The sequence below is a fragment of the Pseudarthrobacter sp. NBSH8 genome, from assembly GCF_014217545.1.
Taxonomy (GTDB): domain Bacteria; phylum Actinomycetota; class Actinomycetes; order Actinomycetales; family Micrococcaceae; genus Arthrobacter.
Genome location: NZ_CP043178.1, coordinates 424704 through 446065, shown reverse-complemented (window position 1 = coordinate 446065; position 21362 = coordinate 424704). Strand labels below are relative to the sequence as shown.

Annotated in this window: 18 protein-coding genes and 3 pseudogenes; 10 read left to right on the top strand and 11 right to left on the bottom strand. The window is 66.9% G+C overall.

Features of this window, described 5'->3' with window-relative positions:
• The first annotated feature begins 22 nt into the window (after positions 1-22).
• Entirely contained in the window at positions 23-964 is a 942-nt protein-coding gene (locus FYJ92_RS02045; RefSeq protein ID WP_185262392.1) for a DMT family transporter, read from the top strand.
• 9 nt (positions 965-973) lie between these two features.
• On the opposite strand, the gene FYJ92_RS02040 is transcribed toward FYJ92_RS02045, so the two are convergent.
• Positions 974-1603 carry a class I SAM-dependent methyltransferase gene (locus FYJ92_RS02040; protein ID WP_185262391.1) on the bottom strand — a complete coding sequence of 210 codons (630 nt, stop codon included), beginning with the start codon at positions 1601-1603 and terminating at the stop codon, positions 974-976.
• Between the two features lie 73 nt (positions 1604-1676).
• Here FYJ92_RS02040 and FYJ92_RS02035 point away from each other — a divergent pair, with 73 nt between their 5' ends.
• The 3 genes from FYJ92_RS02035 to FYJ92_RS02025 all read left to right on the top strand — a co-directional run bounded on the left by FYJ92_RS02035 (position 1677) and on the right by FYJ92_RS02025 (position 4638).
• Positions 1677-2105, top strand: a complete 429-nt coding sequence (locus FYJ92_RS02035) for a metallopeptidase family protein (RefSeq protein ID WP_185262390.1) — start codon at positions 1677-1679, stop codon at positions 2103-2105.
• Positions 2106-2115: 10 nt separating this feature from the next.
• On the top strand, positions 2116-3036 hold the full coding sequence (locus tag FYJ92_RS02030) for a cation diffusion facilitator family transporter (RefSeq protein ID WP_185262389.1): 921 nt from the start codon (positions 2116-2118) through the stop codon (positions 3034-3036).
• A 210-nt stretch (positions 3037-3246) separates the two neighbouring features.
• Positions 3247-4638, top strand: a complete 1392-nt coding sequence (locus FYJ92_RS02025) for a C40 family peptidase (protein ID WP_185262388.1) — start codon at positions 3247-3249, stop codon at positions 4636-4638.
• Positions 4639-4697: 59 nt separating this feature from the next.
• On the opposite strand, the gene FYJ92_RS02020 is transcribed toward FYJ92_RS02025, so the two are convergent.
• From FYJ92_RS02020 to FYJ92_RS01995, 6 genes and pseudogenes are all read right to left on the bottom strand, one after another.
• Entirely contained in the window at positions 4698-5627 is a 930-nt protein-coding gene (locus FYJ92_RS02020) for an ABC transporter permease (RefSeq protein ID WP_370526102.1), read from the bottom strand.
• The gene (locus FYJ92_RS02015; RefSeq protein WP_185263620.1) at positions 5617-6561 is read right to left on the bottom strand and encodes an ABC transporter ATP-binding protein; all 945 of its coding nucleotides are present in this window, start codon (positions 6559-6561) and stop codon (positions 5617-5619) included. Before FYJ92_RS02015 ends, FYJ92_RS02020 begins: the two co-directional genes overlap by 11 nt.
• A 71-nt stretch (positions 6562-6632) precedes the next feature.
• Complete coding sequence (locus FYJ92_RS02010) at positions 6633-7847, bottom strand: hypothetical protein (RefSeq protein WP_185262387.1); 1215 nt, start codon at positions 7845-7847, stop codon at positions 6633-6635.
• Positions 7848-7945: 98 nt separating this feature from the next.
• Positions 7946-9010, bottom strand: a pseudogene (locus FYJ92_RS02005) (PEP-utilizing enzyme); the annotation flags it as partial.
• Entirely contained in the window at positions 8902-9129 is a 228-nt protein-coding gene (locus FYJ92_RS02000; protein ID WP_255482372.1) for a PEP/pyruvate-binding domain-containing protein, read from the bottom strand. The pseudogene FYJ92_RS02005 and the gene FYJ92_RS02000, both read right to left, overlap by 109 nt.
• 87 nt (positions 9130-9216) lie before the next feature.
• Positions 9217-10254 (bottom strand): universal stress protein, encoded by a 1038-nt coding sequence (locus tag FYJ92_RS01995; RefSeq protein ID WP_185262385.1) that lies wholly within the window; start codon positions 10252-10254, stop codon positions 9217-9219.
• Positions 10255-10673: 419 nt separating this feature from the next.
• On the opposite strand from FYJ92_RS01995, the gene FYJ92_RS01990 reads away from it, so the two are divergent.
• Positions 10674-11294 carry an FAD-binding protein gene (locus FYJ92_RS01990; protein ID WP_185263618.1) on the top strand — a complete coding sequence of 207 codons (621 nt, stop codon included), beginning with the start codon at positions 10674-10676 and terminating at the stop codon, positions 11292-11294.
• On the opposite strand, the gene FYJ92_RS01985 is transcribed toward FYJ92_RS01990, so the two are convergent.
• Positions 11291-11920, bottom strand: a complete 630-nt coding sequence (locus tag FYJ92_RS01985) for a copper resistance CopC family protein (RefSeq protein WP_185262384.1) — start codon at positions 11918-11920, stop codon at positions 11291-11293. The two genes, FYJ92_RS01990 and FYJ92_RS01985, sit on opposite strands and share 4 nt — an antisense overlap.
• 114 nt (positions 11921-12034) lie before the next feature.
• Positions 12035-14428 (bottom strand): excinuclease ABC subunit UvrA, encoded by a 2394-nt coding sequence (locus FYJ92_RS01980; protein WP_185262383.1) that lies wholly within the window; start codon positions 14426-14428, stop codon positions 12035-12037.
• 108 nt (positions 14429-14536) lie between these two features.
• Between FYJ92_RS01980 and FYJ92_RS01975 the strand changes: the two genes are divergently transcribed.
• Positions 14537-15976, top strand: a complete 1440-nt coding sequence (locus tag FYJ92_RS01975) for an NCS2 family permease (protein ID WP_185262382.1) — start codon at positions 14537-14539, stop codon at positions 15974-15976.
• 1 nt (position 15977) lies between these two features.
• On the opposite strand, the gene FYJ92_RS01970 is transcribed toward FYJ92_RS01975, so the two are convergent.
• Positions 15978-17282: a sodium:proton antiporter gene (locus tag FYJ92_RS01970; protein WP_185262381.1), complete on the bottom strand. Its 1305-nt coding sequence runs from the start codon at positions 17280-17282 to the stop codon at positions 15978-15980.
• A gap of 202 nt (positions 17283-17484) precedes the next feature.
• On the opposite strand from FYJ92_RS01970, the gene hutG reads away from it, so the two are divergent.
• Positions 17485-18480, top strand: coding sequence for a formimidoylglutamase (gene hutG / locus FYJ92_RS01965; RefSeq protein WP_185262380.1), 996 nt, complete (start codon positions 17485-17487; stop codon positions 18478-18480).
• Between the two features lie 33 nt (positions 18481-18513).
• Here the strand turns inward: hutG and FYJ92_RS01960 are convergent.
• A pseudogene (locus FYJ92_RS01960) lies at positions 18514-18852 on the bottom strand (helix-turn-helix domain-containing protein); the annotation flags it as partial.
• Positions 18853-18917: 65 nt separating this feature from the next.
• Between FYJ92_RS01960 and FYJ92_RS18885 the strand changes: the two are divergent.
• From FYJ92_RS18885 to FYJ92_RS01950, 3 genes and pseudogenes are all read left to right on the top strand, one after another.
• Positions 18918-19244 (top strand): annotated as a pseudogene (locus FYJ92_RS18885) (tripartite tricarboxylate transporter TctB family protein); the annotation flags it as partial.
• Positions 19244-20857, top strand: a complete 1614-nt coding sequence (locus tag FYJ92_RS01955) for a tripartite tricarboxylate transporter permease (RefSeq protein WP_185262379.1) — start codon at positions 19244-19246, stop codon at positions 20855-20857. The pseudogene FYJ92_RS18885 and the gene FYJ92_RS01955, both read left to right, overlap by 1 nt.
• Positions 20858-20916: 59 nt before the next feature.
• Complete coding sequence (locus FYJ92_RS01950) at positions 20917-21318, top strand: universal stress protein (RefSeq protein WP_185262378.1); 402 nt, start codon at positions 20917-20919, stop codon at positions 21316-21318.
• Positions 21319-21362: the final 44 nt, after the last annotated feature.

Genomic DNA, 21362 nt, shown 5'->3' with positions numbered 1-21362 from the left:
GCGGCAGGGCTAGATTGGCAGCATGGCTTCAAGCACCCCTCTCAGCGCAGCAGCAACCGCGCTTCGCCCGTCACCTGGCCGTCCCAACGCGCTCGGCGTCGCTGCCGTGGTGATCACCGTAGTGTTCTGGGCCTCGGCCTTCGTGGGGATCCGGGCCATCGGTCCCACTTTCTCCCCCGGTTCCCTGACCCTGGGCAGGCTGGCGGTTGCCGCCGTCGTGCTCGGCGCGCTGGTGCTGCCGCAGCTGGCCAAAAGCAAGCTGCTGCCGCGGGGCCGCGAATGGTGGCCCATCCTGGGCTACGGCGTGATGTGGTTCGGCGGCTACAACGTGGCCCTGAACGCGGCAGAACACCTGCTGGACGCCGGGACCGCCGCCTTGCTGATCAACGTCAATCCCATCCTGGTTGCCATCATGGCCGGCGTCTTCCTGAAGGAGGGCTTCCCGCGCTGGCTGATTATCGGGAGCCTGGTGGCGTTCGGCGGGGTTGCCCTAATCGCGCTTGGTTCCGGCTCAGGTTCCGGGGAACGTTCGACGGCGGATGTGGCGGGCGTGCTGCTCTGCCTCCTTGCCGCCGTGCTCGCCGCCGTCAGCGTCATCATCCAGAAACCGGTGCTGCGGAAGTTCCCGGCGGGCCAGGCCACCTGGTTCGGCATCATGGTGGGGGCGGTCTGCTGCCTGCCATTCAGCGGCCAGCTGGTGTCCGAGCTGCAGTCGGCACCGCTGCCGGCGACACTGGGCCTGGTCTATCTGGGCATCTTCCCCACCGCCGTCGCCTTCACCACCTGGGCCTACGCGCTGTCCCTGATTGACGCCGGAAAACTGGCGGCCACCACTTATCTTGTGCCGGGCACCACCATCCTGATCTCGTGGCTGGTCCTCAGCGAAGTGCCCGCGGTGCTGGGCTTGGTGGGCGGGCTGGTCTGCCTGGTGGGTGTTGGCCTGACGCGCCGCAGGTCCCGGTAGCGGCTCCGTTCAGCGAAACGTTGGGCTCGGCTTTGCCGTGCCCGCGATGATCGGCGTGGCCAGGGCAACCGCCGGAGCCTCCAACCTGCTGATTTCCGTGAATTCGAATCCGGCCTCGCCGATGGATGCCACCGTGGTCCTGTTGATGTGGCACCCCGGCGCCACACATCGGCCCCACAGGCCGTCCAGCCTGTCCTGCCAGCGGGCCGCCCGGCCCTGTCCGCGGACATGTTCCAGCACCGCGAGTGTCCCGCCGGGTTTGAGTACCCTTCGCGCCTCCAACAGGGCAAGCCGCTGATCCGGCACCGAGCACAGCACCAGGGTGAACACGACGGCGTCCGCCGCGCCGTCCGGCAGCGGCAGGTGCTCCGCATCGGCGCAGGAAACCTCCACAGGAACCGATGACTCCCCGAGCCGGGAGCTCAACCTGGCCCGCATGTAGCGGTCCGGCTCTACCAGGATTACCCGCTCAGCGTGGCGGAAGTGCCGCAGATTCGCCCCGGTGCCTGCGCCGACGTCCACCACGGTTCCCGTCAGCCCGGAAAGCAGCCGAGCCCGTCGAGGAGCGAGCTCCCGGCGCTCCACAGAGGCCGATAGTGCGTCGTAAGTGGCGGCAAAAAGGCGATGATGGACGGACATCAGGCTCCTCCCAAGGCGGTCAAGGACGGGTTTCAGTATGCGCGCCGACCGGGCTGCGGACTAGAGTCTGATTATGCCCGCCAAACTGCCGCCCGGCCTGCCCATCATCCCGGATGGTCCGCAAGAGTCCGGTCCGTTTGAGATGTCCGCTGACGATTTCGAGGCCGCCGTCACGGATGCACTGGGACTGATCCCCGCCAAACTGGCGGCCGCCATGGACAACGTGGCCGTGTTTGTCGAGGACGACTACGTGCCCGGCCCGGGCGATGAACCGGACACCGTTCTGCTGGGCCTTTACGAGGGCGTTCCCTTGACGGAGCGGGATTCATGGTGGGATGCCGGTTCACTGCCGGACCGGATCACCATCTTCCGCCAGCCCATCCTGGATATCTGCGGGTCCCGCGACAAGGTGATCCAGGAAGTGGCTGTGACGGTGGTGCACGAGATTGCCCACCACTTCGGCATCGACGACCGGCGGCTGCACGAGCTCGGCTGGGACTAGCCTTGTAGGCATGGGACACGACCACAGCCACACACACGGGATCACGGCGACAGGCCGCCACCGCAAACGGCTCATCGCCGTCCTGGCCATCATCCTTGCTGTGGTGGTGGTCCAGGTGATCGGCGCGGCACTGTCCGGATCTTTGGCCCTGCTGGCGGACGCCGGCCACATGCTCTCGGATGCGGCCGGCGTGACCATCGCTCTCCTGGCTGCCTGGATCGCCGGACGCCCCGCAAGCGATCAGCGGACCTACGGCTACCAGCGGGCCGAGGTCCTGGCCGCCCTGGCCAACGCGCTGATCCTGATTGTTATCTCGGTGGTCATCTTCACCGAGGCCATCCGCCGAATTGGCTCCGCGCCCGAGGTCCACACCGACATCATGCTCTTCGCGGCCATCCTGGGCGCGGTGGCCAACCTGGTCTCGATGCTGATTTTGCGCGGCGCACACCAGGACAGCCTGAACATCCGGGGCGCCTACCTTGAAGTGCTGGGCGACCTGCTGGGCTCAGTCGCAGTCATTGTTGCTGCCCTGGTCATCATGTTCACCGGCTACCAGGCCGCCGACACGATCGCCTCCGTGCTCATCGCCCTGATGATCCTGCCGCGGGCCTGGAGCCTGCTGCGCGATGTGGTGGACGTCCTATTGGAGGCGACCCCCAAAGGTGTGGAGGTGCAGATGATCCGCGAACACATCCTCAGCGTTGACGGCGTGGTGGACGTCCATGACATCCACATCTGGACGATCACATCCGGCGTGCCGGTGTTTTCAGCCCACGTGGTGGTGGAGGACGGCGTCCTCAATGCCCGCGGCGCCGACCAGCTCCTGGACAAGCTGACCACCTGCCTGGGCTCCCACTTTGACACCGAGCACTGCACTTTCCAGCTGGAGCCCGCAAGTCACTCGGAGCACGAATCGCGCCAGCACGCCTGACCCTTGCGGCGGACGACACAGGCTCGGCACGACACGCCGGGTCCATATGTGCCGGAATCGCGCTCTTGTTGTATATGTTATTGATGTGACCAGTGTTGCCAAAGTTCACACGCTCACGTAGCCTCGGACTGCTGGGAGATCAGCAGAGGGGCTCCTCGTGCCGCCACCAGACCTCGCTCCCCCAGCCTTACTGCGTGCGAGGTTCTGCGAATGGGTTTGACCGGATCCGGCTTGAAGGCCGCCGTGCTGTGCACCGCCGTCGTACTTTTCGGCACCATGGCCCTCCCCTCCCAGGCTGCGCCGCTGCCGCAGGCTCCGAGTCTCCATCTCCCGGCGTCGCCGGAGCTTCCCACCCCGGAGGACATCGCCACAGCCAAGGCGAGTGAACGCGCGACGGCGGATAAGGTCGCCAGCATCGAACGCCTCCTCGCGGACGCCAAGAGCGCCCAGCAAGCCACGTTTGCCTTGTCTCTGCAGGCCAATAACGCCTACGGCGAAGCCCTGGTTGAACTGCAGGACCGCAAGATGGCGGCAGAAGTGGCCACGGCCAAGGCCACCGCTGCGACGCAGGAGCAGGACAGGACCCGGAAGCAGGTGGGTCAGCTCGCCGGCGACCTATACCGCAACGGCGGGCTGAACCCTACGCTGGGCACGTTCGTCAGCGGCAACCCCGAAACCTTGCACCAGGCTGCGACACTGGAAGCCATTTCGGCCAGCCGGAGCCGTGCCTTCGGATCGGCGGCATCCGCAGCGTCCGCAGCGCAGTCCCTGACGGCCGCCGCCGACGACGCCAACCGGGCCGCTGACGACGCCGCCCAAAAGGCCGAAGCCCGCAAGGAAGAGGCCGGACAAGCCAACGCCGCCCAGGCCAAGGCCGTAACCGAAGCCGCGGCGCAGCGGACAATCCTCGTGGATCAACTCGCCCAGCTGCGGAACACCACAGTGGCCCTCGAATCAGCTCGCATTGACGCCTTGGACAGGCAGCGCGAGGAAGCCAGGCTCGACGAACTGGCTGCGGCTGCTGATCGGGCTGCGGCGGCGCAGGCAGCAGACCGGCCTGCCGCCGAACCGGCCGGCGGCGGCGGCGGGAACCTGCCGGCCGCGCCAGCTCCAGCGCCTGTTCCCGCTCCGGCCCCAGCACCTGCCCCCGCTCCCGCGCCAGTACCCGCGCCCGCTCCGGCCCCAGCACCTGCCCCGGCTCCCGCGCCAACACCGGCCCCATCGCCGGGTGGCTCCAACGAGACGGCCATCTCAGTGGCGATGTCCAAGGTGGGGTCGCCATATTTCTACCAGTACGGCGGCATCGGCCCCAACGGTTTTGACTGCTCCGGCCTCGTGCAAACGGCCTTCGCCGCCGCGGGCAAGTACCTGCCGCGCACCGCTGCCCAGCAGTACGCGGCGGCCCCCGTTCACGTGCCGATCTCCCAGGCCCGGCGCGGCGATCTGCTGGTCTGGGGCTCAGCCCCGGGCTTCTATCACGTGGCCATCTACCTGGGCAACGGCCAGGTGGTGCAGGCGCTGAATCCGGACGAGGGCATCGGCGTGACCCAGTTGAGCTGGATGGCCGGGATGCAGCTCCACCCTTACGCAGCCCGCTACTGATGCGGACAGGGCTGCGGTCCGAGGCTCCGGCCAGGGACTCCCGGCCCAGCGCTCGAGGCTCAGGACAGCACGTCCTTGGTGACAAACCGGCCATAGGCGAGCGCCCCGAACACGGCCACGTAGCCCGCCTGCAGCAGCGCGTTGCTGGCAAAAGAGTCCCACAGCACCGGCTGGCGCAGGATGTCCGCGAAGCCGAACCAGTAGTGCGTAAACAGCCAAGGGTGCAGCCATTCCAACTGCGGCAGTTGGTCCAGCACCTGCGAGACCACTGACAGCACCACCGTGGCGGCCATCGCGCCCACCGGGACCACCGTCAGGGTGGACAGGAACAGGCCAATCGCCGAAAGTCCGGCCAGGGACACCGCCAGATAGGCGGCGATCAGGACCAGCCTCAGCGCGGCCTCAGGCGGCTGGACGACATCCCCGGATAGGAGCGTTACCGGCCCGACAGGGAACAGCGAAGCCCCGATCGCGGCCCCGGCAAGGGCCACCGTGACGGGCGCGGCGACGCAGAACGCCAGCGCTCCGGCGTACTTCACCAGCAGCAGGCGCACGCGACCGGCCGGCGCCACCAGCAGGTAACGCAGCGTGCCCAGGCTGGCCTCGCCAGCGATGGTATCGCCCGCCACCACCCCAATGGTTAGGGGGAGGAACAGGGGCACGGAAACCAGCATCGCCGTGACCGCCACAAACAGCCCGTTCTGGCTGATCCGGTCCAGGAACGCCGGTCCCCTCCCGGCAGGAACGGATGACGAGAGCCGGACAGCGACGGCGATCAGCACCGGTATCGCGGCAAGAGCCACCAGCATGGCCGCGGTCCGGCGGCGCCGGAAAAGCGTCTTCAGCTCGGACCCCAGCAGGGGCAGGCTCGACGGCGCGCTCGAACCACTGCTGGTCTCAGTACCGCTGCTGGTCTCACTACCACTGCCGGCATCGGGAACGCCACGGGCTGCCGGAACACTGCCGGCCGCAGAAGCCCTATTGGGCAATGTCGAACCCCTCTCCCGTCAGCGCCACAAAGCGCTCCTCCAGGCTCTCCCGCTCCACGGAAAAACCGCGGACGCGCACCCCGGCTGCCACGAGCTCCGCCACAATGTCCTCCGGGGCCTCAAGCCGGGACGCGGCGGCGACCGCGGTCAGAACGTCGCCGTCCGGTTCAGGCGTCCCCATTCCCGGGGACATGCCCAACCGCAGCAGGACCTCGCTGGCCGTCCCGGCGTCGGGCGTTAACAGGCGGATCCGGGTCTCGCCTCCCTGGCGGAACTCGGCCAGCGGCCCCTGGGCCACCAGCCGCCCGGCGCTCATGATGGCGGCGTGCGTGCAGATCTGCTCCACCTCTGCGAGGAGGTGGCTGGAGACAAAGACGGTGGCACCGTCGGCGGCCAGCGACCGCACCAGGCTCCGCACTTCCCGCGTTCCCTGCGGGTCCAGCCCGTTGGTGGGCTCATCGAGCACCAGCAGCTCCCGCGGCGACAGCAGCGCGTTGGCGATCCCCAGCCGCTGCTTCATGCCCAGGGAGTAGGCGTGGACCCGCTTGCCGGCGGCGTGTGAGAGACCCACGCGCTCAAGCGCGGCGGCCACGCGGGCGGTCCGGGTAGCGGGGGCCGCATGCCGGCTGGCGGCGTCCAGGCGGTGCAGGTTGGCGGTGCCGGAAAGGAACGGATAGAACGCCGGTCCCTCCACCAGGGCACCGACGCGCGGCAGAACCTCATGCAGGCGCTGCGGCATCGGCAGGCCCAGGACGCTGACGGTTCCGGCCGACGCGGCAGCAAGGCCCAACAGCATCCGGATGGTGGTGGTCTTGCCCGAACCGTTGGGGCCCAGGAACCCGAACACGGCACCGCGGGGAACGGCGAGGTCCACGTTGTGGACCGCCAGCTGTTTGCCGAAACGCTTGGTCAGGCCCTGGGTCTCGATGGTCAGCCCGGTTGTGCCGTTCCCTTGAGGGCTGGTCCGGGCGGCGGCCAGCCCGGCAGCCGTCCCCCCGGCCGCGGTCACACTGCGCCGGCGGCGGCCTGGAGCCGCTCCGCCGGGACCATCCCCACAAAGATCCTGCCGTCGTCGGTCAGCAAGACGTTGACCAGTGCCGTGGACAGGAGCCGTCCGCCGGGCACGACGACGGCGGCCTGGGACAGGAGCGGATCCTTCAGCAAGGATTCAGTCAAGGCAGCACCTTGGCCGTCGGGTGCCGCGGGGAACCCGATGACGGTCTCCCAGCCCTCGCCAATCACCGTTGGCCGGAGTGCATCACGGTGCCGCAGGCCGGCATCACTGCCGGGAACCTGATCAGGGCCGCCGTCCGGAACCGCTCCTGGCGTAATCCCACCGGGAACGGGCGGAAGGGGTGGCAGGCCGGGCCGGAGCGGGATCGGTGGTGCCTGCAGCTCCTTGATCGTGGCGCCTGGTGGGGCAACGAACGAAAATACCGAGTCCTCCGGGGCCGCCAGTGACAGGCTGGTGAAGCCAGCCTTGAAAGCCGGTTTTGCCTGGCCGCGTGCCATCACGGATACCCGCAGCGGCATTCCGGTCTCGCCGTCGACGGCGATGGCAACTTTCTCAACCAGCGTTCCCCGCGTCCTCGGCGCCAGTTCCAGGCCGTAGGCCGTCCGGCCGGCAATTTCGATGTCCGGCCCCACCGTCACCTCGGTGGAACTGTCCACAACGTCAAGGAACTCACGGGCCAGGTCCTCTGGCGTCGGCAGTACGGGCGGGTCGGGGAGGTCGCCGGGCAGGATGGGCATGGACGGAACGGGCAACGGCAGGTCGCTGGCGAACGCCGGCAAGGCCAGGTGGGCGGCGCTGTTGTCCTTGGAGTTGTAGAACCACACGTCGCCGTCCCGCCGGATAACGTCACGTTCAGCCAGCCGGTCCATCAGCTGGACCCGTATCTTTGTTGGCCCGTCCATGAATATCCGGGCAGTGTGCTCACCGGTCAGGAACGCCAGGATCGACGCGGCTCCACCAGCCGGCACCGGTCCGGACGTGGGACCGGCGGCCGGCAGTTCGGGCAGGCCCAGTTCGGCGGATTGCTCGACCGTTCCGGAGAATGACCTGGTGTTGTGCTGGGCAAGAAGGGTCAGGACCTCCGCCGGAGACTTTTGTGGCAACGGATCGCCGGCGCGCGCCGGAATGGATCCCACCAGCACGCCGGCGGCAATCATTGCAGGTACAGCTACGGCAGGCACCCAGCGCAGCCATGCGCGGATCATGCCAGCCCTGCTTCATCCATGGAGCCCATACTTCAGGTTACGCCTGGGGACCGCCAGCGCACACGTCTCTTCAGGAAGTCTTGCCGGGGGCTGCCCTGCTACGAAGGCACCACGGTTCCGGCGCCGCCGTCGACCGTTTTTTCCTGCCCGGTGGAGAGCCGGAGCGTGGCGTCCGGGACGCCCACCACCGCGGGAATGCCATACTCCCTGGCCACCACGGCACCGTGGGAATTGGGCCCGCCCATCTCCATCACCAGTCCGCCCGCGGTAAGGAACAGCGGTGTCCAGCCGGGGTCCGTGGATGGCGCCACCAGGATTTCTCCCGGTTCCAGGCGCGCGCCCACCGGGTCGAGGATCACACGGGCAGTGGCCGTGACAACACCGGCCGATGCCGGGCTCCCGGTCAGTGCCCCCGGCACCGTGGATGCGGCCGCAGCGTCGCCGGATGGAACGGCTTCCGGCTCAGTGCCGTCCGACAGCAGCACCCGCGGCACGTGACGCCGTTCGAGTTCCAGGGCGTAGTCCGCGCGCCGCAGCGCCGCCCGGACCACAGTCCCGCGCAGCCGGCCGCGGCTCCGCGCCTCCGCGACGAGACGGTCAACGCAGGCTTCGGCTTCTTCTGCCGCATTGCTGAACTGGATATCCGGCGCCAGCGCCGAGCCCTCGAGCCGGAGATAATTCGCCAGGACACCCAGGATGTGCGTGGCGTCGTCCGACCAGCGCGGCATACCGACGTCGATCTCGGCCACGGCACGGTGCCCGTACTGGCCCATGAACCGGGCCACCCCGGACTGCAGCACGGCGGGCAGCTGGCCCGCGCGGAAGTCTTCGGCCAGCTCGGCGGGTGCCCGGTCCGTCACGGCGGCGCGGGAACCGCCGTCGTTCTTGATCGCCTGGGCGAGGCGCCACAACTCCAGGTCCATCTCGGTGGTGACGTTGTTGGGCAGCCCGCGGAGCACAGTCTGCAGATCTTCCCACCGGCCGCCGCCGAGCAGTTTTCCGGCGAGCGCCAGGGCAGCGAACCCGAGCGCCGGAAGCGGCAGGATGGACGGCACTACTGAGAAGATGCGGGTGCCGAGCACGTGTTCGGCGTAGTCCAGGTGCTGCAGCGGGGTGAGGCCGGCGGGCGGTTCGAGTGAGTTTGCGAACTCGCGCGTGCGCCGGTTCCCGCAGTCGCCTCACGGTAGGCCTCCGTGGTGAGGCAGAAGCCGTCCGGCACGGGCAGCCCAGCGGCGAGCAGCTCCCCCAGGTTGGCCGCTTTGCCGCCCACCAGGGGAACCATTGCTGCGGTGACCACCTCCAATCCCAGGATGGGAGGCGGGCTGCCGGTGTCAGGCATCTTCATGCCTCCTGCTGCGAAGGTGACTGGTCAGGCTGCGCCGGGGAGCGGCCCAAACTTGTCGCGGTCCGCCAGCCGCGGATCGTCGCGGTCCGGAACAACCAGGACCGGGCTCTTGGCGTGATGGAGCACGCCGCCGGAGGTGGAACCCAGCAGCATGCCGGTGAACCCGCCATGGCCCCGGGTGCCCACCACGACCAGTTCCACATGCCGGCTGGCCTCCACCAGGACGTCCACGGCAGAACCGTCCAGCAGTTCCGACTCCACGGCAAGGTTCGGGTAGTGGCTCTTCAGCCAGGCCATTCCGGCGTCAAGTTGGATCTGGATGTCATCGAAGAGTGCTTTGCGGTCCATGGGGGCCGGGACCCAGGCCAAGGATCCACTGAATTGCGGCACCGCACAGATTACGCGCAGGGTCGCCCCGAGCCGCTCAGCCTGGTCGGCAGCCTCCAGCACAGCGACCCGCGCCTGTTCGGAACCGTCAACGCCCACCACCACAACGTTCTCGACCTGCTTGTGCCCTGGCTTGTCCTGCTCGGCCCTGATGCGTTTGTCTTCTGTGGTTTCGCCCAGTCGGTCCGAACACACCAGCGGCACCGTAACGGTGGGGCACTTGGCGTGTGCAGGCAGGGCGCTGCTCACCGAGCCCAGCAGTCGTCCCACAAATCCGCCACGGCCGCGGGTGCCGAAGACCAGCAGATCAGCCGTCTCGGACATTTCCAGGAGCACACCCGAGGCGTCCCCGTTCTCCACGGAGCCGTCAACCTCGATGTTGTACCCGGAAACCTTGTCCAGCGCCTGCTTGACGATCGCTTCGGCGCCCTCGCGGATCACGGAATCATCCACGGTGGCGTACCCGCCGTCCAGCCCGGACGCCGCAAAGATCGGCACTGAATAGGCGGTGACAATGTGCAAAGGCCGACGGCGGCGCTCGGCTTCCCGGGCTGCCCACACCAAGGCGCACTGACCGTGGTCGGACCCGTCTACGCCGACAACAATCCCCACCGGAGCCGCCGAATTTCCGGCCCTGTCCTCTTCCGGATCCGGATGCAACTCATGTGCGCCCATGGGGCCGCCTCCTCGCGATACTGCCTTATGTTGCGGCTATTCTGCCAGACGCGGCGCCCTCCGCCCGCACCGGCCGCGATGTGTGCCCCGATGGGCTGGAGAGCCCTGCTTCCGCTTCTCACTATTCTCGGTCCACGGACACTTAGCAAGCGGCCCAGCGCCGCTGGCTGGCCGGTTATCCACAGCCCACGGCGAACGGAGCGGAAAGCGTATTCATCGCGGAGAAGAATGTTTGTGTTTGGGCTATCCACGGTCCTGAATGTTCTGTAGTCTTCGAGGCACTGCCGGTCCGCCGACGCCCAATTCAAGGTGCGTCCCGGGCCGGTGCTGCGGCCGGACTTTGGGGGTAACGGAACGCATGCGGGGCGACGCTGCCTGCATCCGAAAGCCTTTCAAGGAGGAAAACTGTAGTGTCAAGCATGCCTGTGAATGGCGGGACCGAACGGACCACCACGGTGATCATCGGCACGGGGCTGTCAGGCCTGGCGGTTGGCGCGGAACTGCGCCGCCGTGGCGTGCACGCCATCGTAGTGGACGGGCTCGACATCCTCGGCGCCGCACAACCGGCCAACACTGCTTCACTGCAGCGCTGCGACGCAGCAGACTCCGAATCCCTCCGGGAACGCAACGAGATCCTCCGCCACCTGCGCAACTACGCCGCCAGCCACCACATGGATGTCCGCACCACCACCCGGGCGGTTCAGCTGACCATGGTGGGCGGCGAAGCCGGCGGAACCAGCACGGGAACGGCCGCGGGGTCCCCGTCCGGCCAGTGGGAAGTCCATACGCCCAACGGCATCCTGCTGGCAGACAACATTGTGCTGACCCGGTGTGCGCACAGCCAGCTGCGGCGTATGCTCAGCGACTTCGGCATCACTGTTGGCCGCAACCTGGTGGCCGCGATGCGCCAGATCGGCATCTACCTCGTGGGCGTGGGCGAGCTCATCACGCCCTCACCCAAGGAAGTCCTGCGTCAGGCCAAGACCGTGGGCCAGGCCATCTCGGCCACGGTCCACCCGGAAAGCGCCGCCGCCGTCTAAGCCTGTTCGGTTTCGTCGTCGTCACTGCGTGTGGTGAGGCGGCGCTTCGCGAGGATACCGATGGCCACTAGCAGGCCCACGGCCACTGCAGCAAAGATCACCAGGCTCCAAGGGAACGGCTGCGACGCGTTTTCAGCCGGCGCCGGAGCCGCCACGGTTCCCGGCTCCGCACTTCCCATCGTGGGAATAGCGGCCGACGGCGATGCGCCCGCCGATGTTCCCGAAGGCGCGGCTCCCGCCGCAGCTGCTGTCGCCGTAAAGCCGAACGTCCCCTCGATCGGATGGGAATCCGAGCTGACGACGCGCCAGACCACCGTGTATGCACCCGCCGGAGCGCCGGCTTTGAGCTTTTGGGTGGCCGTGCTGTCCACGATCTCAAGAGCGCCATCCGCCCACTCGGCACCGGCCGAATCCTTGACGGAGAACTGTGCGCCGATGCCCAGCGGGTTCTTATTGAAGGTGACGGACACCTGCTCCGGGGCCGTGGCCACCGTGGCGCCCTGCGCGGGACTGCTGGACTCGGCGGCATCGTGTGCCGAGGCCGGAGCCGCGAATCCCAGGACCGCGGCTACGAAAACGAAGGTCCCGAGCACAACGCTCAGCAACTGGCGGCGTATGGATCGCATGGGTGTACTGCTCCCTTTAGTTGGCGTCCTTCCAGCCTAGGCGAACTTCCGTGGGTGAACTTCCGTAGCGAGCTTCGCGGGCAGCGCCCGCCCACGCTGTCCGGGCACCGGCGTTCAGCCGGCGACGTACGCCGCGAGGTGCTTGCCGGTGAGCGTGGACTTGGCGGCCACAAGCTCGGCGGGAGTCCCCTCGAAAACGACCTTACCGCCGTCGTGCCCTGCTCCCGGGCCGAGGTCGATGACCCAGTCGGCGTGCGCCATGACCGCCTGGTGGTGTTCGATGACGATGACCGATTTGCCGGACTCCACGAGGCGGTCAAGGAGGCCGAGGAGGTTTTCGACGTCGGCGAGGTGGAGGCCAGTGGTCGGTTCGTCCAGGACGTAGACATCGCCCTTCTCTGCCATCTGCGTAGCCAGCTTGACGCGCTGCCGCTCGCCGCCGGACAACGTGGTGAGGGGCTGGCCGAGCGTCAGGTAGCCGAGCCCGACGTCGACGAGCCGGTCCAGGATCTTGTGGGCCGCGGGCGCGCGGGCCTCCCCTTCGCTGAAGAAGACCTCAGCCTCTGTCATGGACATGGACAGCACCTCGGAGATGTTGCGGCCGCCCAGCGTGTATTCCAGCACTGACGCCTGGAAGCGCCGGCCCTCGCAGTCCTCGCACGTGGACTCGACCGTGGCCATCACGCCCAGTTCGGTGAAGATGACGCCCGCGCCGTTGCAGGTGGGGCAGGCTCCTTCGGAGTTGGAGCTGAACAGCGCCGGTTTCACGTTGTTCGCCTTCGCGAAAGCCTTGCGGATCGGCTCGAGCAGGCCTGTGTACGTGGCGGGGTTGCTGCGGCGCGAGCCCTTGATGGCGCCCTGGTCGACTACCACCACACCGTCACGTCCTGCCACGGAACCGTGGATCAGCGAGCTCTTGCCCGAACCCGCGACACCTGTCACCACGCAGAGCACGCCGAGCGGAACGTCGACGTCGACATGCTGGAGGTTGTGCGTGGAGGCGCCACGCACCTCGAGGGCGCCGGTGGAGGTTCGCACGGATCCCCTGACCTTCGCACGGTCATCGAGGTGGCGGCCGGTGATGGTGTCGCTCCGCCGCAGCCCGTCCACAGTGCCCTCGAAGCAGACGCTGCCGCCCGCGGTGCCGGCGCCGGGGCCGAGATCGACCACGTGGTCGGCGATGGCGATGGTCTCGGGCTTATGTTCAACCACGAGGACGGTGTTGCCCTTATCGCGCAGCTGCAGCAGCAGCTGGTTCATCCGTTCGATGTCGTGCGGGTGCAGGCCGATGGTGGGTTCGTCGAAGACGTAGGTGACGTCGGTGAGGGACGAGCCCAGGTGCCGGATCATCTTGGTCCGCTGCGCCTCGCCGCCGGAGAGGGTGCCTGCCGGGCGGTCCAGCGAGAGGTAGCCCAGCCCGATTTCGGCGAAGGAATCCAGCAGGTGCCGCAGACCCTTGAGGAGCGGCGCAACCGACGGCTCGTCGAACCCGCGGACCCACTCGGCCAGGTCGCTGATCTGCATCTCGCAGAGCTCGGCGATGTTTTTGCCCTGGATCCTCGACGACCTGGCCTCGGGGCTGAGCCGCGTGCCCTCGCACTCGGGGCAGGCCTGGAAAGTAATGGCGCTCTCCACAAAGCGCCGCACGTGTGGCTGCATCGCCTCGACGTCCTTGGACAGCATGGACTTCTGGATCTTGGGGATGATGCCCTCGAACGTGAGGTTGATGCCCTCAACCTTGATCTTGGTGGGCTCGGCATACAACATCGTCTCGAGCTGCTTCTTCGTGAACGTGGCAATCGGCTTGTCCATCGGCAGGCCCATGCCCTCGAACAGCCGGCCGTACCACCCGTCCATGCTGTAGCCGGGGACGGTCAGGGCACCGTCGGCGAGGGACTTGGTGTCGTCGTACAAAGCGGTCAGGTCAAAGTCGGAGACCGAGCCCATGCCCTCGCAGCGCGCACACATGCCGCCCAGGTACACAACGTTCTGCACCACGGCCTTCTCCACCCGGCCGCCGGCCTTCTCGGTGCTCATCACACCGCTGGCCTTCCGCGTCGGGACGTTGAAGGAGAAGGCCGTGGGCGGCCCGACATACGGGGTGCCCAGCCGGCTGAAGAGGATCCGGAGCATGGCGTTGGCGTCCGTGGCAGTTCCCACCGTGGAGCGGGGGTTTGCGCCCATCCGCTCCTGGTCAACGATGATCGCCGTGGTCAGCCCTTCGAGGTGGTCCACGTCAGGCCGCGCCAGGTTGGGCATAAACCCCTGCACAAAGGCGCTGTAGGTCTCGTTGATCATCCGCTGGGATTCGGCGGCGATCGTGGCGAACACCAGTGAGCTCTTGCCCGAACCGGACACCCCGGTGAATACTGTCAGGCGGCGCTTGGGGATCTCGATGCTGATGTCTTTGAGGTTGTTCTCCCGGGCACCCTGCACACTGATCAGATCGTGGCTGTCGGCGACGTGCGCCGCGGGGAGCTGCTGGTCTGTCGATGCGTCAGTAGTCATGGTGTCTCCAACATTTGCTCGGCATTGTGAGGTTCCTGACAGATATTCTAGGCGCGCGCCCCCGCCCTCTAGGATCGAGTAACCCCCAACAACACATCCGGAGGACTAATGCTTAAGCAGGGCTCTGCCTTGGACCGGTACTTCAAGATCTCCGAGCGGGGGTCCAACCTCTCCCGCGAGATCCGCGGCGGCTTTGCCACATTCTTCGCCATGAGCTACATCGTGGTGCTTAACCCCCTGATCCTCTCCGGCCCGGATTCCACCGGCACCACACTGGGCTTTGCCGCAGTGGCTGCTGTGACGGCGTTTGTGGCGGGTATCCTTACTATCCTGATGGGCGCCTGGGGCAGGCACCCCTTCGCGCTGGCCGCCGGGCTGGGCGTGAACGCGTTTGTTGCCGTCACGGTCGCTACGAACCCCGGCCTGACGTGGCCGGACATGATGGGCCTGGTGGTCCTGTCCGGCGTGACCATGCTGATCCTGGTCCTCACCGGCTTCCGGACCGCCGTCTTCAAGGCCGTCCCGGACGGGCTCAAGACCGCCATCGTGGTGGGCATCGGACTGTTCATCGCCCTGATCGGGTTGGTGAATGCCGGTTTTGTGCGCCGGATCCCCGACGCTGCCGGCACCACTGTTCCCGTGGGCCTGGGCTTCGACGGCAAGCTGCTGGGCTGGCCCACGGCCGTCTTTGTTTTCGGCCTGATCCTCACCATCGCTTTCGTGGTCCGCAAGGTCAGGGGTGCCATCCTGATCGGCATCATCGCCTCCACCATCATTTCCGTGATCCTGGAAATGACCCTGCACATCGGTCCCAGCTTTGACGGCACCACCGCCAACCCGCAGGGCTGGTCCCTGGTGGCGCCGTCCCTTACGGGGTGGAGCGCCCCGGACCTGTCGCTGATCGGCAAGGCCAACCCGTTCGGCGCTTTTGAACACCTGGGCTTTGTGGCCGCCACGCTGCTGGCCTTCGTGATCCTGCTCAGCATCTTCTTCGACGCCATGGGCACCATGGTGGGCCTGGCAAACGAGGCGGGCACGGTGGACAAGGACGGCAACATCCCCGACGTGGACCGTGTGCTCCAGGTGGACGCGCTGGGCGCTATCGTGGGTGGCGGCGCGTCCGTCTCCTCGAACCAGATCTACGTTGAGGCCGGCGCCGGAATCGGCGAGGGTGCGCGGACGGGCGTGGCGTCCATCGTCACCGGCCTGCTGTTCCTGGTGGCCATGTTCTTCACGCCCCTGATCAACCTGGTCCCGTTCGAGGCGGTGGCCCCTGCCCTGGTGGTGGTGGGCTTCATGATGGTCTCCCAGGTGGGCAAGATCGACTGGCAGGACTGGGGCATCGCCATCCCTGCTTTCCTGACCTTCACGCTGATGCCGTTTACGTACTCGATCGCCAACGGTCTCGGCGCAGGCTTCATCGCCTTTGTCCTGATCCGGACGTTCACGGGCCGCGCCAAGGACGTCCACCCGCTGATGTGGGCGGTGGCCGGCGCATTCCTGCTGTTCTTCGCTGTCGGTCCGATCGAGGCCGCGCTGGGCATGTGACTTACACGGCAGTGGTGGGGGCCTTGCCCTCATCGCCGGATTCTGCCAGGGCCTTCCGCTCCCGCATGCGGTCGAGCCGGTTCATCAACGGCGAAGTAGTGGCCCCATGGATCACGATGGAAAGGGCCACTACCAGGCCCACGAAGGACCACAGCCACTCAGCCTGCTCGGAAAACCGGCCCTTTCCCAGCGCATACGCCAGGTAGTACAAGGAACCGATGCCGCGGATCCCGAAGAAAGAAAGGGCAACGCGTTCGTAGGGGCCCGTCTTTCCGCCAAGCAGTCCGATCCAGCCGGCCGCGGGCCGCACCAGGAGCAGGAACGCCAACGCAACCAGGAGTTCCGCCCAGCCGACCTCGGCCAGGAGTCCGCGGCCGATCGCGCCGCCCAGCAGGACGAGGATCACCACGGTCACCAGCCGTTCCAGCTGTTCCACGTAGGAGTGCAGCACACGGTGGTAGCCGTGGGTATGCTCGGCGGACCGGATGGTGACCGCGCAGACAAACACCGCGATGAAACCGTAGCCTTCGATCATCTCGGTGAGGCCGTACGCCAGGAAAGTTGCCGCCAAGGCCACAAACCCTTCGGAGTGGTTGGCGAGCCGCAGGCTTTCCTTCCTCGCGGAGAAAAACAGCCTGGCCAGCAGCTTGCCCGTGGCGAAGCCGCCGAGGACCCCAATTGCCAGGCGCCAGACCACGTCTACACCGAACCACTGGGGGAACCACTCCGACGGCGACGCGCCCACCACACTAATGGCGATGGCCAGGTACACAAACGGGAAGGCGAGTCCGTCGTTCAGGCCGGCTTCCGACGTCAGGCCGAAGCGGACCTCGTCCTCTTTGTCCGTTTCGTCGTCATCATCGGCCGGTTCGCCCACCTGGACCTCAGCGGCCAGCACCGGGTCCGTAGGGGCGAGGCTGGCGGCAACCAGCAAGGCCGCCCCCAGCCCCAGCCCCAGGAACCACAAACCCATCAGTGTCAGGGCTATGATGCACAGCGGCATGGCTATTCCCAGGAGCCGCCAGGTTGTGGCCCAGCTCCGGCGCCCCAGGGGCCTGTCCAGGGCCAGACCCGCGCCCATCAGGGAAATAATGACGCAGACCTCCGAGAGGTGGACGGCAATGTCGCTGTGCACTATCGGATTGGGATCCGGCAGGCTGGGGATCAGCGAGAAAGCTGCGATCCCGGCGCCCAGGAACACCATTGGCATGGAGAACGGTACGTGGCGCAGGACCTTGGGGAGAATCGCGGCGACAAAAACCGCAACGCCCGCCACGGCGAAGAGGATGCTGGTGGATTCGAACATGGTGCTCCGACCTGCGACTTGCCCTGAGGCGCCTGCCCTGCGGACGGGCCCACCCCGCGGAGGGATTGCTCCACCTTAGCGTGCGGCTGCCGGGACCACACCTGCGGCCAATCTTTCACCCCGGGCCTGTGGTTCCGGAATTACAGACACGACGACGGCGGCCCCGCTGGCTTTGGCGGTCCGCATGCGGTGAGCTTGGAACATGGCCCCCTCCGCATTGACCGCCGATGTCCCCCCTCAGCCCTGGACTGGGCGGTTCGACGGCGACGGCGGCGGGCACCGGCGCTGGTGGCAGGCTGTTTCGCCCTACGCATCGCTCAGCGCATCCTCCTCTTCCCCTGCCCCAGTCGCGCACGCCGGCTCCCCTACCGGCGCCCCGCAGCGCCCTGCCGTCATCCTCGGATTCGCCAGCGACGAAGGAGTGCGCCGCAACAAAGGCCGGACGGGTGCAGCTCTTGCCCCGGCAGCGATCCGCGCCGCGCTTGGCCCGCTGGCTTTCCATCTGGGCCGCTCTGTGTCCGATGCCGGAGACGTTGTGGTTTCGGACGGCGCCCTGGAGGCCGGGCAGGCCCGCGCCGGGAACGCCGTTGCGGCCATGATTGACGCAGGCATGCTCACCTTTTTGCTGGGCGGCGGGCACGAGACCGCCTACGCGAGCTATCTGGGAGTTGCAGGCTCCGAAGCGGTGAGTGGCGGGCAGCGGCTGGGCGTCCTGAACCTGGACGCCCACTTTGACCTCCGCGATGAACAGCTGCCAAGCTCCGGCACACCGTTTCTTCAAATGGCGCAGGCGGAAGCTGCCGCGGGACGCGAATTCAGGTACGCCGTCGTCGGGATTTCCGAGCCGAACAACACACCGGCGCTGTTCGCCACCGCCGAGCGGCTGGGCGTGAAGTATGTGCTGGATGAGGACTGCGCCGCCGGGCGGGTAGAGTCTTTCGTTGCTCAGTTCCTGGACGGCGTGGACCTGCTCTACCTGACCATTGACCTGGACGTGCTGCCGGCGTCGGTAGCTCCCGGCGTAAGCGCGCCCGCGGCGTACGGAGTGCCCCTGCCGGTGATCAGCGCAGTGTGCAGGCAGGCTGCGGAAAGCGGGAAGCTCCTGCACGTGGACGTGGCCGAGCTGAACCCCGGGTTCGACGTCGACGGGCGGACCGCCAAGGTTGCCGCGCGGCTGGTAAACACGCTGCTGCGCTAAGTCCCCCGGCCCGAATGCTGGCGGCCGGTGCGGCTAAGCCTTGAGCATGTATCGCCGCTCGGGCCTGCCCACGCCGTACTTGAGCCGGACCTCCAGGGCGCCTTCGTCATGGAGGTACTCCAAATAGCGGCGCGCACTGACCCGGGACGTGCCCAGCTCGGCGGCCACTTCGGCGGCGGACAGGGTTCCGTCGGCCTCATTCAGGGCAGTTTCCACGAGCTTCAGTGTTTCGATGCTGCAACCCTTCGGCAACGGCCGCTGGGTCCGGTCCAGCCCGAACACCCGGTTCACATCCGACTGCTCCGCCACATCCTTGGCCGAGTCAAGGCCCTGGTAGGCGCTGCGGTACTGCTCCAGCCGTTCCTGCAGGTCGCCAGCCGCGTGCTGGAAGGCCGTTCGTGGACCGGCGTGGTGGACGCCTCCGGAAGCCCGGCGACTGCGCCGTCCTGCTGGCAGTCAACGTGCTGCGGGGCGGACAGGGAGAAGCCGAAGGCGGTGAGGACGTGGATCTCTCGCACCCCGCCGACTGGAAGACGGTCCTGCCACTGGTGGGAGCCTTCGTGGCCAACATCCTGCTGATCGACTGGGCCGGATGGGTGATCTCGGGAACCGTCCTGTTCTGGGGCGGCGCGTGGGCACTGGGGAGCCGGCATTACGCCCGCGATGGCCTCATTGCCCTGGCTGTGTCCGTACTGACTTTTTACGGCTTCTACCTAGGCCTCGGCATCCCGCTGCCCGCCGGTCTCCTGGAAGGAATTCTTTAATGGATGTCTTCTCGTCCCTCATGGACGGCTTTGCCACCGCACTGACCCCGATGAATCTCCTCTACGCCGTTATTGGCGTGATCCTGGGTTCCGCCGTCGGCGTGCTTCCGGGCCTTGGCCCGGCCATGACCATTGCCCTGCTGCTCCCGGTCACCTACGTCCTGGAACCCACCAGCGCCTTCATTATGTTCGCTGGCATCTACTACGGCGGAATGTACGGCGGCTCCACCACTTCCATCCTCCTAAACACCCCAGGGGAATCGTCTTCTGTTGTCACCGCCATTGAAGGCAACAAGATGGCTAAAGCCGGCAGGGCCGCCCAGGCTCTGGCGACGGCAGCCATCGGTTCCTTCGTGGCCGGCACCATCGGCACCGCACTACTGGCTGTCTTCGCACCGATCGTGGTTGAGTTCGCAGTCAGCCTGGGCTCGCCGAGCTACTTCGCCATTATGGTGCTTGCACTCCTGGCAGTGACCGCCGTCCTTGGATCTTCGCGGCTCCGGGGCTTTGCCTCGCTCGGCCTTGGGCTGGCCATAGGCCTGGTAGGCATGGATTCCGTCACCGGCCAGCGCCGTCTCACCTTCGGCCAGCCCCTGCTCGCCGATGGCCTGGACATCGTGGTGGTGGCAGTCGCCATCTTTGCGGTGGGCGAAGCATTGTGGGTTGCCGCTCATATGCGCCGCACTCCTTTGCACGTCATACCGGTAGGCCGACCCTGGATGGGAAAACAGGACTGGAAACGGTCATGGAAGCCCTGGCTCCGCGGAACGGCGTTCGGTTTCCCTTTCGGCGCACTTCCTGCCGGTGGAGCCGAGATCCCCACGTTCCTCTCCTACGTGACGGAGAAGCGCCTAAGCAAGCATCCCGAGGAGTTCGGCAAGGGAGCCATCGAAGGAGTTGCCGGACCGGAAGCAGCCAACAACGCGGCCGCCGCCGGCACCATGACGCCCCTCCTGGCCCTGGGCCTGCCCACCAATGCCACTGCCGCCGTGATGCTCGCAGCGTTTGTCCAGTTCGGCATTCAGCCGGGACCCCTCCTGTTCGCCAACGAGGGACCGCTGGTTTGGGCGCTGATCGCGAGCCTCTTCATCGGCAACTTCCTGCTCCTGCTCATCAGCTTGCCCTTGGCACCGATGTGGGCAAAAATCCTGCAGCTCCCGCGGCCGTACCTGTACGCCGGGATCCTGTTCTTCGCCACGCTGGGCGCCTATTCGGTCAACCTGCAGGCATTCGATCTGATACTCCTGCTGGTGCTCGGCGTGTTGGGATTCATGATGCGGCGTTTCGGACTTCCCGTGCTGCCGCTTATCCTGGGCGTCATCCTGGGGCCGAGGATCGAAGGACAGCTTCGCAAGAGCCTGCAGCTCAGCGCGGGTGACCCCGCCGGTCTCTTGAGCGAGCCGATCGCCGTCGGCATCTATGTCATTCTGGCGATTATTCTCGCCTTTCCGCTGCTGCTCAAGCTGTGGCGTCGGAACCGTCCGGCAGCGGGACTCGCGGCGATGCCCGCAAAGTCCGGTTCCGCCGAGCCGACGGATCTCGGAGACGGCGGCAGTCATGGCAGCTGCCGGGCCGACGCCACCGCTGGTGGCGACGGGGACGGCAACGGCTAGCCAGACCTGGACATCCGCCCCGCAACAAAATATTAAACGACAGAAGCAGAGGAGCAACCATGACGATTGTGGTGGGATACGTCCCTTCACCCGAGGGCGAAGCGGCGCTGACCCAGGCCATCGCCGAGGCCCGGAAGAGCAACAGTAAACTGATGGTGATCAACTCCTCCAAGGGCGATGCCCTGGTGGACAACCGGTACGCGCAGGAACCTGAAATCCAGGGCATCAAGGCGCGTCTTGCCGCCGACGGGATCGACCACGTGATCAAACAGCCGGTCCGGGGCCATGACGCGGCAGCAGAGGTTCTTGATGCCGCGGAGGAGCACAACGCCGAGCTCATCGTAATCGGGCTGCGCCGCCGAATCCCGGTGGGCAAACTGATCATGGGAAGCACATCGCAGCGGATCCTGCTCGAGGCTGATTGCCCTGTTCTGGCCGTCAAAGCGGGCACGGCGGGCTGATCCGGGCGTCACCGCCTATCCGAAGTTTGTTCGCAGGACCGCGC

Coding starts and splice junctions, on each gene's coding strand:
- FYJ92_RS01980 (WP_185262383.1), bottom strand. CDS start 14,428: ATGACTACTGACGCATCGACAGACCAGCAGCTCCCCGCGGCGCACGTC.
- FYJ92_RS01990 (WP_185263618.1), top strand. CDS start 10,674: ATGCCTGTGAATGGCGGGACCGAACGGACCACCACGGTGATCATCGGC.
- FYJ92_RS01975 (WP_185262382.1), top strand. CDS start 14,537: ATGCTTAAGCAGGGCTCTGCCTTGGACCGGTACTTCAAGATCTCCGAG.
- FYJ92_RS02025 (WP_185262388.1), top strand. CDS start 3,247: ATGGGTTTGACCGGATCCGGCTTGAAGGCCGCCGTGCTGTGCACCGCC.
- FYJ92_RS01995 (WP_185262385.1), bottom strand. CDS start 10,254: ATGGGCGCACATGAGTTGCATCCGGATCCGGAAGAGGACAGGGCCGGA.
- FYJ92_RS02030 (WP_185262389.1), top strand. CDS start 2,116: ATGGGACACGACCACAGCCACACACACGGGATCACGGCGACAGGCCGC.
- FYJ92_RS02045 (WP_185262392.1), top strand. CDS start 23: ATGGCTTCAAGCACCCCTCTCAGCGCAGCAGCAACCGCGCTTCGCCCG.
- hutG (WP_185262380.1), top strand. CDS start 17,485: ATGGCCCCCTCCGCATTGACCGCCGATGTCCCCCCTCAGCCCTGGACT.
- FYJ92_RS02010 (WP_185262387.1), bottom strand. CDS start 7,847: ATGATCCGCGCATGGCTGCGCTGGGTGCCTGCCGTAGCTGTACCTGCA.
- FYJ92_RS02000 (WP_255482372.1), bottom strand. CDS start 9,129: ATGGTTCCCCTGGTGGGCGGCAAAGCGGCCAACCTGGGGGAGCTGCTC.
- FYJ92_RS01985 (WP_185262384.1), bottom strand. CDS start 11,920: ATGCGATCCATACGCCGCCAGTTGCTGAGCGTTGTGCTCGGGACCTTC.
- FYJ92_RS01970 (WP_185262381.1), bottom strand. CDS start 17,282: ATGTTCGAATCCACCAGCATCCTCTTCGCCGTGGCGGGCGTTGCGGTT.
- FYJ92_RS02040 (WP_185262391.1), bottom strand. CDS start 1,603: ATGTCCGTCCATCATCGCCTTTTTGCCGCCACTTACGACGCACTATCG.
- FYJ92_RS01955 (WP_185262379.1), top strand. CDS start 19,244: ATGGATGTCTTCTCGTCCCTCATGGACGGCTTTGCCACCGCACTGACC.
- FYJ92_RS01950 (WP_185262378.1), top strand. CDS start 20,917: ATGACGATTGTGGTGGGATACGTCCCTTCACCCGAGGGCGAAGCGGCG.
- FYJ92_RS02035 (WP_185262390.1), top strand. CDS start 1,677: ATGCCCGCCAAACTGCCGCCCGGCCTGCCCATCATCCCGGATGGTCCG.